The organism is Providencia vermicola, from assembly GCF_010748935.1.
Lineage (GTDB): Bacteria > Pseudomonadota > Gammaproteobacteria > Enterobacterales > Enterobacteriaceae > Providencia > Providencia zhejiangensis.
Window position 1 is genome coordinate 1,235,391 of the sequence record NZ_CP048796.1, and the last position, 13,148, is coordinate 1,248,538.

Below are 13,148 nucleotides of genomic sequence, written 5' to 3' on the forward strand. Positions count from 1 at the left end.
TCAAATAAAAGTGGTTTATTAGTGCTAAATCGTTACAAAGATGTCATTTGTGTGATTTTTTGTTGAATTTTAAGTGAGATATAGAGGTAAGTTCCCATACTTATTTTTCAATAAGTATGGGTTAAATAAAGGGAAATGACTATTTTTGTTCTAGATTTGGTAGTAATACGGTAAAAATACCCAATAAAGGCAGAAATGCACAATATTGATAAACTTGTTCGATGCTGGTTTTATCTGCGATTTGCCCCAATACTGCGGCGCCAACACCTCCCATGCCGAATGCTAACCCAAAAAACAGGCCAGATATCATTCCGGTTTTACCGGGGATCAACTCTTGTGCATAGACTAAAATGGCCGAAAACGCTGAGGCTAATATCAACCCAATGATAACGGTTAAAATGCTCGTCCAATACAGAGAGGCATGTGGCAGCAGCAATGTAAACGGCGCGACCCCTAAGATAGAGAACCAAATTACATATTTACGCCCAATCTTGTCGCCAACAGGCCCGCCTATCATGGTTCCAGCGGCGACAGCAAAAAGGAAGATAAATAGGTGGATCTGCGCGTTCTGTACGGTGACACCAAATTTTTCAATAAGGTAAAAAGTGTAATAACTACTAATACTTGCGAGATAAAAATATTTAGAAAAAATTAATATCAGCAATATAGCTAATGAACCAATGACAGCCTTACGAGGCAATATGTTGATTTCGACGTGAGATACTGGCTTTTTACTGACAGCTCGATGTTGTTGCTTATACCAACGGCTTACTTGCAATAATACGACAATCGCTAATAAGGCGGCCAAAGAGAACCAACCGACATTACCTTTACCGTAAGGCTCAATAACCAGTGCGGCAAGTAATGGCCCCAAAGATGCCCCTAAATTTCCACCAACCTGGAAAAAAGACTGTGCAAGGCCGTGACGACCGCCTGATGCCATGCGTGCGACACGAGATGATTCAGGGTGGAAGACTGAAGAACCCGTTCCTACTAGTGCGGCAGCTAATAATATAACGGGGAATGTTTCAGCCATAGCAAGTAATAGCAATCCTGTTAGTGTAAAGCCCATCCCGATAGGTAATGAATAAGGCTGTGGATGTTTATCGGTATAATAGCCAATGACAGGTTGCAGTAATGATGCTGTAATTTGGTAGGTCAATGTAATCAAACCGACTTGTGCAAAACTGAGTGAAAAATCAGACTGCAAGAGTGGATAGATAGCTAATATCAATGACTGAATCATATCGTTCAGCAAGTGAGAGAAGCTAATGGCAGTAAGAATGCTAAAAACAGTTTTACCTGTTTTACTAATAGGTTTTGCGGCAGGGGTATGACTTTGGTTGGTTGTTTGCTCACTCATAATTAGTAACTTTCATAGTTGTGTTGCTAAATTGTTATCAATATAGCGTATTTGTCATTTAATTGAACTAATAAATATCACGATAAAAAAAGTCACCATCGTTATTAATGTTGATTAATGTCTCAGTTTAATGAAACAAGCACCATTTAACGCATAGGTTATCCAATTATGATCGCAGTTTTATGCTATAAATTAGCATTTACTATTAGGGCTAGAACCTAAACATACCATAAAAATTTGAGATATAGGCAGGGAGAAAAAGATGAATTTAACCTTTAAAGCATCGGTATGCGCATTGACGGTATCTTTGGCACTGTTGCCTATCGCACAGGCAAATGCTTGGGAAAAAGATAAAACATACAATATCACGATTTTACATACGAATGACCATCATGGTCATTTTTGGCATAACGATCACGGTGAATATGGTTTAGCAGCACAGAAAACCGTTGTGGATGAAATTCGTGATGAAGTGGCTAAGCAAGGTGGCAGCTTATTATTGCTTTCCGGTGGTGATATTAATACCGGTGTCCCCGAATCTGATCTGCAAGACGCTGAGCCCGATTTTAAAGGGATGAACTTAGTCGGTTATGATGCAATGGCGCTGGGTAACCATGAGTTTGATAACCCACTAGACGTACTACGTACACAAGAAAAATGGGCTAATTTTCCGTTCTTATCAGCCAATATCTATCAAACCAGCACAGGTGAGCGTCTATTTAAACCTTACCAAATATTCGATAAACAAGGTGTCAAAATTGCAGTTCTAGGATTAACCACTGACGATACGGCGAAACTAGGGAATCCTGCAAACTTCCCAGATGTTGAGTTTAGAACACCGGCGGTTGAAGCGAAAAAAGTGGTTGAAGAACTCCGCGCTACAGAAAAACCAGATATTATCATCGCGGCTACCCATATGGGGCATTACGACAACGGTCAGCATGGCTCAAATGCTCCCGGTGACGTAGAAATGGCTCGTAGCTTACCTAAAGGCTATTTGGATATGATTGTGGGCGGTCACTCACAAGATCCCGTCTGTATGTCCAGCGAGAACAAAAACTATAAACAAGTCGATTATGTTCCTGGTACCCCTTGTGCGCCTGATAACCAAAATGGCACATGGATCGTTCAGGCTCATGAATGGGGCAAATATGTGGGGCGTGCTGATTTTGAATTTAAGAATGGTAAATTCACGCTAAAACATTACCAACTGATCCCGATCAATTTGAAAAAGAAAATCACGAAAGAGGACGGAACCAGCGAGCGTGTCTATTACACTCAAGAAATAGCCCACAATGAGGACATGATGAAGTTATTGACCCCTTATCAACAAAAAGGGGGTGAGCAACTGAATGTAAAAGTCGGTTCTGTTGAAGGGAAGCTTGAAGGCGATCGCAGTAAAGTCCGTTTTGTCCAGACTAACATGGGGCATTTGTTGTTAGCGGCACAAAAAGAGCGTGCAGATGCTGATTTTGCTGTTATGAGTGGTGGCGGTGTACGTGACTCGATTGAAAGTGGTGATATTACGTACAAAGATGTTTTAAAAGTACAACCCTTTACGAATGAATTGGTCTATATCGATTTTAAAGGGGATGAAGTACTCGAGTATTTACAGGCCGCTGCGAATATGAAGCCTGATTCAGGGGCTTATGCACAATTCTATCATGTTAGCCTGACGTTAAACACAGACGGTAGCATTAGCGATGTCAAAATTGATGGCAAACCGTTTGATCCTGAAAAAACCTATCGCATGGCGACATTAAATTTCAATGCGATTGGAGGAGATGGTTATCCAAAAATCGACAATCATCCTAATTATGTTAATACAGGATTTGTCGATGCGGAGGTATTGAAAGGTTATATTGAGAAACACTCACCTTTAAAAGCGGCAGACTATGAGCCAAAAGGTGAAATTATTTATAAAAAATAATTGGTTAATTAATTTTACCAAGCCGATATAGTCTATAAAACCTGATCTTAGCCAGTGGCTGGGATCAGGTTTTTTCATATGGCATTATGCTTTTGTCTTCTTGTAATAAACAGGTTAAGGCGGCTTGTAAATGTGCAATGAAGTCGTGTTTCGAGTGAATGCCTAACTGAATTTGTTCAATAAAAAAGGGTAATTGCTGTTCTAACTTAGGGTATTTACCACTCAATCGACTGACATGTTCACTGAGCGTATCAGGCCAATCATTATCATGAAATGTTCGTAAGATATTGGTAGAGCGTATTAGTTTTTTGGCGGCTTGTTTTGATAATGTTAAGTATGTCGAGTGATCGTCTGTGTTGGCTATTTTTTGGCGATATTCTAAAAGAACAGAATGATAGTCACTATTAACGGCTAATGCGATATCCCTTGATGGACGGAATCGCGGAAAGAAGAGAGAAAGGTCTTCGCCATAAATGATTCGGCAATGATGTTTTAACCAGTATCCCCAACTATTGATATTACTGGGGGCGAGAACCTCCTGTTTGGTGGCAATATCAAAATCAATTTTAGGTATGATAGGGAAATGCTGAATACTGTTTTGCGCAATGTGTTCAAGAGCTAGCGTCTCGTTTTCACTGATGTTGTTATTGAAAATAACACACAAGTCGAGATCTGAAATAGAGGGGATAGCATGACCACGCGCTACACTACCATAAATAAAAATACTGCAAATAGCCTCCCCATACTCAGCCAAAAGCTCCGCCTGAACAAAGGATACTATGCCTTGGTATGTGGTTTGGGTGGTGTTATTGTTTAGTGTGCTGATGTAACCATTTTCATCAACTGCCATGATAAATCCCTTTTAGATCTTTTTAGTCATGGAGCGTTGACATAATGAGCGATGAGTCGATGTCATCGGTACACACCTAAGCAGCCTACCGCGATATTATTCTACATAAAATAATTATGTAGAATAAAGATAATGCCAACAAGAGATTATTTACACGCATCAAATCGTGTTGATATATAAAAGTAAATCACAAGGTTAGCTCGTGATCAACCACGAAAGCGGGCGCTGGCGGCTCGCCAAGGCTAACATCGGACCAACGTAGTACAGCGGCAGACGCTTCAGAGTGCCCCCCATAGGCGTATAAGACAACGAGTGAGCCGAGTTTGATCAGTTTTTGTGTGGCAGCCATGTATAAATGGATAGGAACCATTGCGGGGCCACTATACGCGTTCTGAGGAAAAGTATTCACCACTCGCTCTTTTGCTATGCCTAACGCATTGGCAGAAAACTCTGCATGCCAAGCTGTAGGTGTATTTAGTGCAACACAATCAATTTGTTCAATCGTCACGTTGGCTTTTAACAACGCGCTGTCAACGGTGCGTTTCAGGTAATATTCTGACGTGGCGCGTAGTACTTGAGACACAGTATCATCGATACGTAAACGAAGACGTTGAGATATGGGAGTCTGTTGACCTTCAATGACATCTAAGTGCCACGTTCCGCATGTTTCCCCCAGATGAATAGACTCAGTGCTAAGCAGGCCAAATGATTTTTCGACTGAACCAACAATGAAAGCGGCAGATGCATCGCCATAAAAGCGCAAAGCGGGATCATCTGCATCAAATAGGCGAGAAAATTGGGCCGTCGCAATCACTAATACTCTCTTTTTTTGTCCGCTTTGGACTAACCCACAGGCTGTGAGGAAAGCCGACATTGAGCCATTACAGGTGGCTGAAATATTGAATGCGCCGCCACCAATCCCTAATGCATGAGCAATATACCCCGCATCTCCGAAACCGATGTTATCGTCAAAGAGAGAGGTCACGATGAGACAATCGATATCACTTGCGGGTATTTTGGCCGCTGTTAACACTTTCGTGGCGGCTTTGATACCAAGCGATGAGGCACTCTCATGATTGATGACAACTCGACGTTCCACGCTACCGAGAAAAGTGTCAGATAGATAAGGTTTCATTGCGTCATCATAAAAATGAGGGGGGGAGGGTTGAGATCGAGAAAGGGAAGGTTTACGACGAACGATAGCGTCTTTATCCCACCATCCATTGGTACGTACTCCTTCAGGTAAATGAATTGCAATCGATTGAATTCCAACGGATAACATATGTTCTCCTTTAGTGATGTTGATAATTAAGCTAATTGCGAGTCGTTACATTTACACCAATAAAATAAAACGATATTTCCCAAGTTAGACAATATATAAATTATAATGACTGAATATTATCACCATTAATAATCGTGTTTTTTATATAAAAATAAAGATTAAATAAATATTAGATGGTAAATTTTATAGTTCAAGAACATTAATAAAAATAAAACTTTTATATATTAACTATTAAAGAACTTATAATTAAGTTGGTATTTATATTATGTATAATCTGAATGAAATAATAGGCTTTTCTATTGATGAATAATCAATGCCTCTATGTAAATCAATGGGTTAATGTATTATCTCGAAGAGGGGGGCCCATCAAATATTAATGGGCAATATATAGAAGGTAAAAACGATGGTGCGAAGTCACATAATCAAGCTGTTAAAGTTTTTTTATTTCTGCAAAGCTAGCATTAAGCACATTAGCTAAATCTTGTGGCGCTAACTCAATATCTAATCCTCTTTTTCCCCCAGAAATAAATATCGTCGGATATTGTTGAGCTTGGCTATCGATGACAGTCAGTAAACGTTTTTTTTGGCCGAGTGGGCTAATGCCACCGATTAAATAGCCCGTTGTTTTTTGCGCGACTTGTGGATCAGCCATTTCAACTTTTTTCACGTTGAAGACTTTGGCGACCAATTTTAAATCTAATTGTCCCGACACAGGGGTAACCGCAACGGCTAATTTTTTTTGATCACCATTAAGAGCGACCAATAAGGTTTTGAAGACTTGCTTTGCATCTAAACCGAGCTTATTCACGGCTTCATCCCCAAAATTATGGACATTCGGGTCATGTTCATAAGGGTGAAGCTTAAAATTTATCTTTTGTTTTTCCAGTAGATTGACAGCAGGAGTCATATATTTACCTGTATTTTTCAATTGCGTAAATGGTCAACTAAGCTGCCATCACCAAACAAATGTAGCGCTCCAACCGCGACAACATAATAACCATCAGGTAATGATCTAAGCTTAGTGCTCCAAGCTTGGTTACGTTGTTCCATCAGTATGTGGTACACCTCATCACTGAAGGTTTTAGGTAATGTCACGTCATTATTTGGTTGGAAATCTAACCACCAACTGATCATAGTTTGTAGCGAGCGGGCATTAGTACGCCAATGTACCAGCGTATCTCTTAGTAAGGCTAGGCCTTCCTCAGGCAATGTTAATAGCAACTCGATTTGAGTATCGATACCCTCAAGTTCAATGATCTTTTTTTGTTGGGATTGTGCATTACATAATAATTGATAATCAATCCCATAGCGCCCATGTAAACCGAGGCCTTGAGCTTGGGTTGCTTGTAGGATTAAAGCAACTTGCCATGAGGGAAGGGAATCAAACTGTGTTGGCTCTTGGTGTATTTCTTGGCAATGGCTTAGTAACAAAGCGTACTCAGTAGCCGTTAAGCGTTCTTGTAACGGTACGTGAGCGTTTTCACCCGCAGTGAAAGGTGAACGCATATCAGTGATATCCGATTCAACAATCAAAGCATCGGCTTGGTTAAGCTTCTCAAGCAGTATTTCAGACAAGGGGAACATATTTTCAGTGCCCATATGAATACTGCCCACAATATGCAGTTTGAGTTTCTTTGATAAACGAATATCAACGGCAGGATAAGGATAGACGGGGGCTGCTTCCGTATGTAACCAGTTCTTTAAACTTTCGAGCAGCTTGGCCATGTCATTTCCTCATCTCATATTTAGATATCAATCCGTTAGATTAAACAATCTGACTCCGTTTGGCGACTCACTTTGCGCTATTTTTTCTTCGAAATATTACGAGACTGATTCATGGCAGTAAAATGGATATGCGCTAGGAAGCTTCAACATGAAGCGCCCCAATAGCGGAATAACTCACTCTTGGGGCGGTTTAGCTTGTCGACTAGTCTTGTTTCGGTTTAAAGCGTAATAATCGGTTGGCATTAGTCACGACCGTAATCGATGATAGCGCCATGGCAGCCCCCGCAACGACAGGGTTTAATAGGGTGCCTGTTAATGGATAAAGAATACCCGCGGCGATTGGAATGCCTAATGAGTTATACACAAAAGCACCGAACAAGTTTTGTTTCATATTGCGCAAGGTACCTTTAGAAATAGCAACCGCATCGGCCACACCGTGTAAACTTTGGCGCATTAAGGTAATGGAAGCTGTTTCGATAGCAATATCACTACCTCCGCCCATAGCAATACCAACATCTGCACGGGCTAATGCCGGAGCATCGTTGATCCCATCACCAACCATGGCAACCTTATGGCCTTTAGCTTGCAATGATTCAATTGCGGCTGATTTACCGTCTGGCATGACACCCGCAATGACTTCATCAATACCGGCTTCTTTCGCAATGGCTTTCGCGGTGACGGGGTTATCTCCCGTTAACATGACTAAACGGAAACCTTGCTTATGCAGTCGAGCTAGCGCACTGACACTGTCTTCACGTAATGGGTCACGAATGGACAGCAAAGCAGCCACTTGACCATCGATAGCCAATAATACAGGCGTTACCCCTTGTGAAGCCTGTTGATGTAAGACCGTATCGATCTCGCTCGTATTAACACCGCTTTGTGCAAGGAGTTTTTGATTTCCGAGCAAAACGGTTTGACCATTAACGACTGCACTGATACCGAGACCCGCTAATGTTCTAAATTGCTCATTGGCTGGGAGTGAAAGTCCTTTAGCCCGTTGAGTAATGGCACGAGCAAGCGGGTGGTTAGAGCCACTTTCAAGTGAGGCGGCAATTTGCAACACTTCATGTTCAGAAAAATGATTAAAGGTATGAATATCCGTAACTTGGGGCATTCCTTCCGTTAACGTCCCAGTCTTGTCGAAAACAATGGTATCTAATTCACTGGCTTGCTGGAGGGCATCGGCATCACGTACTAATACGCCAAACTCGGCTGCCCGCCCGACACCAGAAATAATCGACATCGGTGTCGCTAACCCTAATGCGCATGGGCAAGCAATGATCAGAACCGTGGTTGTAATCACTAAGGCATAAGTAATTTGTGGTGCAGGACCGACAAAATACCAAATGAGGCCGGAGATGACGGCAATTGCAACGACCACAGGCACGAATACAGCGGAAATGCGGTCGGCTAATTGGCCAATTTGTGGTTTACTACTTTGTGCTTGGCGAACTAAGTGAATAATACGTGCAAGCGTGGTTTGGCTACCGACGGCTGCCGCACGGAAAAGAACTGTTCCATCTTGCACAACAGTACCTGCATGAACTTGATCCCCTTTGGTTTTTTGTTGAGGGATCGGTTCTCCTGTCAGCATAGCTTCATCTAACCAAACTTCGCCTTCTATGATTTCACCATCAACAGGAACACGATCCCCTGTTGCTAGGCGTAATATCATGCCTTTTTTAACGTGTTCGAGAGGCAAATCGACTTCCCCTTGCTCGGTTACCACACGCGCTGTGGGTGGCGTTAAGTCGAGTAGCCTTTCCAGCGCTTTTGAAGAGCGTTGACGGGCGCGCTGTTCAAGAGCATGGCCTAAGTTAATCAAACCGATGATCATCGCACTGGCTTCATAATAAAGATGGCGAGCTTGTTCTGGAAACAGCTCAGGCCATAGATTAACCACTATCGAGTATAACCAAGCCGCCCCAGTTCCTAATGCGACTAAGGTATCCATAGTCGCACTGCCATTTTTGAGGCTTTGCCATGCATTTTTATAGAAGTGACCACCTGCAAATACCATTACAGCTAAGGTTAAGATACCAATTGTCAGCCAAATGAAATGGTTTTGAGGGCTTAACATCATATTATCGCCCATCATACCCCAGATCATGACTGGGATACCGAGCGCTAATGCCAGTGCTGATTGCCAACGAAAGCGACGCATATTGGCATCTGCAACTTGTTGCTGGCGTTCACGTCGTTTCGCTTCATCCTGAATAATTTCTGCACCATAACCGGCTTTTTCAACAGCGGCGACGAGATCTGCGGGTTGTGCTGTACCAGTGACTAACGCACTGCGTTCAGCAAGATTAACCCGTGCATTCTCGACCCCTGCTACGCTGGTTAGCGCTTTTTGTACTTTATTAACGCAACTCGCACAGGTCATGCCATCTAATAGCAATTGAATACTGTCATCAGCTGGCGATATTTCAGGTTGTTGATCGACGTCAGACTGCTGTGCCGGAATATCACAGATTGCCGCTGAGCTTGTTTCCGGTTGCTCAGTTGGTATGGTCAGCGGCTCAGTTTTTGGGGCAGTCGTGTCATCTTCATCGCTCTGCGTTGCTTGATAGCCTATTCCCGTCACTGCTGCAATTAACTGTTCTACCGGAGCATTACCGTAGACAACAGCCGACTCGGTATTCACATCCGCTTTCTCTACCCCCTCAACGGCTTCAAGGGCGAGGCGAGTTTTTTCTGCACATTTCATGCAGCTCAGTCCTGATAAGGCTAAATTCACACGGTTTGGCACAGCGACTTGCGCTTTATAGCCAGCTTGTTCAACGGCTTGAATTAAGGCTTCTGCGGTTGTATTGCCATAAACGCTAGCTTGTTGGGTATCTACAATAGCAGCGGCAACACCGTCAACGGCTTCAAGAGCTTGCTGAGTTTTACCTGCACAGTTCATGCAACTTAGGCCGGAAAGCTGTAGCGTTACATCCGGTTTTTCAGCCACTTTGGCTTCATAACCTGCTGCTTCAATGGTTTCAATCAACGACTGTGCACTGGCATTAGTTTCAATAACGGCATACTCGATCGTGACTTTGACATTTTCAATATCTGAACGAGCTTCGAGCGCTTTGGTCACTGTATTCACACAGTGCATGCAACTTAGTCCTTGCAGGGAGAGAATGATTTTGCTACTCATAAGTTAAATCTCCTAAACTCATGACTGATTCCGTCTTTTTTATTATCATGACAGAATTCAATGAGTTTTTTAAATCATATAAATTTTGATATATAGAAAAGGTTAAACCTTCCCTCAAGGTTAAGGTCAAGAGATATGATGAATATTAGCGAAATTGCCAAAAAAACAGGCCTTACCGCAAAGGCCATTCGTTTTTATGAAGAAAAAGGTTTAATTACGCCACCTGAGCGGGGCGAAAATAGTTATCGCTATTATCAGGATAGACATCTCGATGAATTGGGCTTATTGAAGCAAGCAAAAGATGTTGGGTTTACCTTAGAGGAGTGTGGCGAATTACTAGGCTTGTTTCGTAATCCAGCGAGACACAGTGCTGACGTAAAAAGTACGACGATGGCTAAAATCGCTGAATTAGAGCAGACAATTGCAAAATTGTCTGCCATAAAGGATACCTTACAAGAATTAGTGGATGCCTGTCCTGGTGATGAGGGCGCTGATTGCCCGATTATTGATCACCTTGCACGGAGCTGTTGTCATCATGACAAGGCTTAACATGCAATGTGATACCATCAACTGAGGTGATAATCACCTCAGTTCCGGCTTTTAATGGTAATTCACTATAGACTCGCCAGCTGCCATCCGCTAGACGTGCACGGCTAAAACCCTCTTCAGTATCAGAGAGTAAACGAACTTTGACGCCAATAAGTTGATGGCTTTTTTGGTTTATCTCATCAGCGGGCACATTTTTGCGTGAACTTAACCATTTCCGCCATAATATCGCGGAAGCGATGGTGAAGACGGCAAATAAGATGCCTTGCCATTCCCACCCAAGGAAAGGCAGGAGCAATGCCGTGATCGCCACGACTACCGCGGCGATACCTGACCATAATAGATAACCTCCGGTGCCGAGTAATTCAGCAATCAGCAATAAACCACCAAGGCATAGCCAAAACCAAGCAGGTTGAGCGCTGATAAGTTCTATCATGAGTTTTCCTGCTTTTCAGTGTTGTTATTGCTGTTTTTACTCTGGTTGATAAGTTCAGAGATACCGCCAATCGCCCCCATTAAATTACTGGCTTCAAGAGGCATCATGATGACTTTACTATTATCTGCCGCACCAATGCTAGCAAGTGCATCGGTGTATTTCTGAGCAACGAAATAATTAATGGCTTGCATGTCACCGGCAGAGATAGCCTCAGACACCATTTGGGTGGCTTTAGCCTCGGCCTCAGCGGCTCTCTCGCGAGCCTCTGCTTGCAGGAATGCAGACTGACGATCCCCTTCAGCTTTGAGAATTTGTGATTGTTTTTCACCTTCGGCTTTTAGGATCGCGGCTTGACGGATACCCTCTGCCTCAAGAATATCAGCACGCTTAGTACGTTCCGCTTTCATCTGTGCGTTCATCGCGTTAATAAGCTCTTTAGGCGGTTTTACATCACGAATTTCAATACGGGTAATTTTCACGCCCCAAGGGTTGGTTGCATCATCCACGATATGAAGCAGGCGAGAGTTAATCGCATCACGTTGTGACAGCATTTCATCCAATTCCATTGAGCCTAAAACGGTACGGATATTGGTCATGGTGAGATTCAGTACAGACAGCTCAAGGTTGCTGACTTCATAGGCTGCACGGACTGGGTCAACGACTTGAATAAAGCAAACAGCATCAATCGTTACGTTAGCGTTATCGCGTGAGATAACTTCTTGTGATGGAATATCAAGGACTTGTTCCATCATATTGATACGACGACCTATTTTATCCATAAAAGGCACAATGATATGAAGACCCGGTTGTAATGTGCGGGTATAGCGCCCAAAACGTTCAACAGTCCATTGGTATCCTTGCGGTACTGTTTTTACGCAGGTAAAAACAATAACGATGGCGATAAAAATGATTATGGGTATAGCACCAAACGCGAACAAGTCCATTATTAATCCTTACTTAATAAAGTAATGAATACACTTGGCGACGATATTTACTGGCGACAGCATCACCCGTTCCCATCGCTGACATAATATCCATCATGGTTTTTTTCACAGCGCCTTCTCCAGCACTGAGGTCTTTTTTCAAGAAGTTTAGTAATATTTCTAATGCTTCTTCATTACGATTGACTTCATGCAATTTTAGGGCTAATTGCACTGCTAAAGCCGCATTGCTCGGGTCCGCTTCAAATTGCTGTTGTAGCTGTTGAATTTCTGGTGTATCAGCAGCTTGTCTTAACAGTTCAATTTGGGCAAGCAAGCCTTGATAACGGCTGTCTTGATCTTGCATTGGCACGGATGACAATGTCGTTTCAGCCTCATCAACTTGATTCAGTTGGATTTGCGTTTCAGCCAGCAGTAATGTGATTTCACTGTTTTTAGCATTGAGCTGGTGGGCTTCTTTCAGTAATGGTAAGGCTTCTTGGTGCTTACCTTCAGCGATCAATTCTGCTGCTTGTGCTGCTTTTAATTCTTCAGGGCTTGGTAAAACGCGTGAAAGTATCTCTAACACGACTTCCTCGGGTTGAGGGCCTTGAAAACCATCAACAGGACGACCTTCTTGCAATACATAGACAGTAGGGATTGCTCGAAGACCAAACTGAGCGGCAACGTTTTGTTCTACATCACAATTAACTCGAGCCAATATAAATAGGCCGGCATAGTCATTGGCAATTTTGTCGAGCGTTGCGCCAAGCTCTTGGCAATGTGGACTTTGTGCTGACCAGAAATAGAACATAACAGGTATCTGCATTGATTGTTCTACGACTTGGTGCAGGTTTTGTTCATTAACATCGATGATTTGGGCAAAAGCTTGCATAAGATATCTCTTTCAAATAAGTTTCTAATATTGTATACGTGGGGCTAATT

11 protein-coding genes are annotated in these 13,148 nt (G+C 42.6%); 2 read left to right on the forward strand and 9 right to left on the reverse strand.

Annotated elements, in window-relative coordinates:
- Positions 1–139: 139 nt before the first annotated feature.
- Entirely contained in the window at positions 140–1,363 is a 1,224-nt protein-coding gene (locus tag G3341_RS05290; protein WP_244316481.1) for an MFS transporter, read from the reverse strand.
- A gap of 262 nt (positions 1,364–1,625) precedes the next feature.
- Here G3341_RS05290 and ushA point away from each other — a divergent pair, with 262 nt between their 5' ends.
- Positions 1,626–3,293 carry a bifunctional UDP-sugar hydrolase/5'-nucleotidase UshA gene (gene ushA, locus G3341_RS05295; RefSeq protein WP_154635642.1) on the forward strand — a complete coding sequence of 556 codons (1,668 nt, stop codon included), beginning with the start codon at positions 1,626–1,628 and terminating at the stop codon, positions 3,291–3,293.
- 64 nt (positions 3,294–3,357) lie between these two features.
- On the opposite strand, the gene G3341_RS05300 is transcribed toward ushA, so the two are convergent.
- The 5 genes from G3341_RS05300 to copA form a co-directional block, all read right to left on the reverse strand.
- Positions 3,358–4,143 (reverse strand): nucleotidyltransferase domain-containing protein, encoded by a 786-nt coding sequence (locus tag G3341_RS05300; protein WP_154623470.1) that lies wholly within the window; start codon positions 4,141–4,143, stop codon positions 3,358–3,360.
- Between the two features lie 187 nt (positions 4,144–4,330).
- On the reverse strand, positions 4,331–5,425 hold the full coding sequence (locus G3341_RS05305; RefSeq protein ID WP_163860839.1) for a 3-oxoacyl-ACP synthase III family protein: 1,095 nt from the start codon (positions 5,423–5,425) through the stop codon (positions 4,331–4,333).
- Positions 5,426–5,855: 430 nt separating this feature from the next.
- Complete coding sequence (gene ybaK, locus G3341_RS05310) at positions 5,856–6,332, reverse strand: Cys-tRNA(Pro)/Cys-tRNA(Cys) deacylase YbaK (protein ID WP_154623265.1); 477 nt, start codon at positions 6,330–6,332, stop codon at positions 5,856–5,858.
- Positions 6,333–6,349: 17 nt separating this feature from the next.
- Positions 6,350–7,150, reverse strand: a complete 801-nt coding sequence (locus G3341_RS05315) for a TraB/GumN family protein (protein ID WP_154623266.1) — start codon at positions 7,148–7,150, stop codon at positions 6,350–6,352.
- Between the two features lie 202 nt (positions 7,151–7,352).
- Positions 7,353–10,301, reverse strand: coding sequence for a copper-exporting P-type ATPase CopA (gene copA, locus G3341_RS05320; RefSeq protein ID WP_163860840.1), 2,949 nt, complete (start codon positions 10,299–10,301; stop codon positions 7,353–7,355).
- 138 nt (positions 10,302–10,439) lie between these two features.
- Between copA and cueR the strand changes: the two genes are divergently transcribed.
- Positions 10,440–10,850, forward strand: coding sequence for a Cu(I)-responsive transcriptional regulator (gene cueR, locus G3341_RS05325; RefSeq protein WP_154623282.1), 411 nt, complete (start codon positions 10,440–10,442; stop codon positions 10,848–10,850).
- On the opposite strand, the gene G3341_RS05330 is transcribed toward cueR, so the two are convergent.
- The 3 genes from G3341_RS05330 to G3341_RS05340 are packed head-to-tail and all read right to left on the reverse strand — an operon-like array spanning position 10,804 to position 13,098.
- Positions 10,804–11,283 carry an NfeD family protein gene (locus tag G3341_RS05330; protein ID WP_154623268.1) on the reverse strand — a complete coding sequence of 160 codons (480 nt, stop codon included), beginning with the start codon at positions 11,281–11,283 and terminating at the stop codon, positions 10,804–10,806. The two genes, cueR and G3341_RS05330, sit on opposite strands and share 47 nt — an antisense overlap.
- Positions 11,280–12,227 carry an SPFH domain-containing protein gene (locus tag G3341_RS05335; protein ID WP_163860841.1) on the reverse strand — a complete coding sequence of 316 codons (948 nt, stop codon included), beginning with the start codon at positions 12,225–12,227 and terminating at the stop codon, positions 11,280–11,282. The genes G3341_RS05330 and G3341_RS05335 overlap by 4 nt, the downstream gene beginning before the upstream one ends.
- A 13-nt stretch (positions 12,228–12,240) precedes the next feature.
- On the reverse strand, positions 12,241–13,098 hold the full coding sequence (locus G3341_RS05340; protein WP_163860842.1) for a co-chaperone YbbN: 858 nt from the start codon (positions 13,096–13,098) through the stop codon (positions 12,241–12,243).
- Between the last annotated feature and the right edge of the window lie 50 nt (positions 13,099–13,148).

Coding starts and splice junctions, on each gene's coding strand:
- G3341_RS05300 (WP_154623470.1), bottom strand. CDS start 4,143: ATGGCAGTTGATGAAAATGGTTACATCAGCACACTAAACAATAACACC.
- G3341_RS05330 (WP_154623268.1), bottom strand. CDS start 11,283: ATGATAGAACTTATCAGCGCTCAACCTGCTTGGTTTTGGCTATGCCTT.
- G3341_RS05315 (WP_154623266.1), bottom strand. CDS start 7,150: ATGGCCAAGCTGCTCGAAAGTTTAAAGAACTGGTTACATACGGAAGCA.
- ybaK (WP_154623265.1), bottom strand. CDS start 6,332: ATGACTCCTGCTGTCAATCTACTGGAAAAACAAAAGATAAATTTTAAG.
- ushA (WP_154635642.1), top strand. CDS start 1,626: ATGAATTTAACCTTTAAAGCATCGGTATGCGCATTGACGGTATCTTTG.
- G3341_RS05305 (WP_163860839.1), bottom strand. CDS start 5,425: ATGTTATCCGTTGGAATTCAATCGATTGCAATTCATTTACCTGAAGGA.
- cueR (WP_154623282.1), top strand. CDS start 10,440: ATGAATATTAGCGAAATTGCCAAAAAAACAGGCCTTACCGCAAAGGCC.
- G3341_RS05290 (WP_244316481.1), bottom strand. CDS start 1,363: ATGAGTGAGCAAACAACCAACCAAAGTCATACCCCTGCCGCAAAACCT.
- G3341_RS05335 (WP_163860841.1), bottom strand. CDS start 12,227: ATGGACTTGTTCGCGTTTGGTGCTATACCCATAATCATTTTTATCGCC.
- copA (WP_163860840.1), bottom strand. CDS start 10,301: ATGAGTAGCAAAATCATTCTCTCCCTGCAAGGACTAAGTTGCATGCAC.
- G3341_RS05340 (WP_163860842.1), bottom strand. CDS start 13,098: ATGCAAGCTTTTGCCCAAATCATCGATGTTAATGAACAAAACCTGCAC.